Source organism: Microbispora sp. H10830 (assembly GCF_014161375.1).
Taxonomy (GTDB): domain Bacteria; phylum Actinomycetota; class Actinomycetes; order Streptosporangiales; family Streptosporangiaceae; genus Microbispora; species Microbispora catharanthi.
This window is the reverse complement of sequence record NZ_JABBWX010000059.1, coordinates 1-657: the sequence shown is the minus strand read 5'-3', so window position 1 is coordinate 657 and position 657 is coordinate 1. Positions and strand designations below refer to the sequence as shown.

Annotated in this window: 1 protein-coding gene; it reads right to left on the bottom strand. The window is 68.6% G+C overall.

What is annotated here, in order from left to right; translation table 11 throughout:
• Window positions 1-657: OmpL47-type beta-barrel domain-containing protein (locus tag HHX35_RS42385; protein WP_182904247.1), on the bottom strand; the 657-nt coding region annotated here is incomplete at both ends.

The window sequence follows — 657 nt, the reverse complement described above, 5'->3', positions numbered from 1 at the left end:
TCACCGACACCGGAGCCGAGTACGTGGTGAACGCCCCGTTGTCCAGCGCGTACTCCACCCTGTCCACACCCGACTCGGTGTCACTCGCCGAGACCGTCACCGTCGCGGAACCGACGTAGTTGCCGTCGGCATCCTTGTCACCGGACACCTGCCCCGACACCAGCGGAGGCGTGGTGTCCTTCTGCTCCGGCGCGACGACCTTGAACGACACCGACGCGACGTCGGAGGCGTTCCCGGCCTTGTCGGTGGCCCGGTAGCTCACGGTGTGCGCGCCCGCCTGCTTGACCGCCACCGGCGCGGAGTACAGGCCGAACGGCTGCCCGTCGAGAGAGTATTCGACCGTGTCGACGCCCGACTCGGTGTCGGTCGCCGAGACGGTCACCGTCGCGAGACCGACGTAGTTGCCGTCGGCGTCCTTGTCACCGGACACCTGCGCCGACACCTGCGGAGCGGTCGTGTCCTTCTGCTCCGGTGCGACGACCTTGAAGGTCACCGACCCGACCGGCGAGGTGTTGCCCGCCTTGTCCGTGGCCCGATACTGCACCGTGTGCGACCCGGTCTTGTTCACCGAGACCGGGGCCGTGTAGGCCGCGAACGCCGCGCCGTCCAGCGCGTACTCGACCTTGTCGACACCCGACTCGGTGTCGGTCGCCGAGA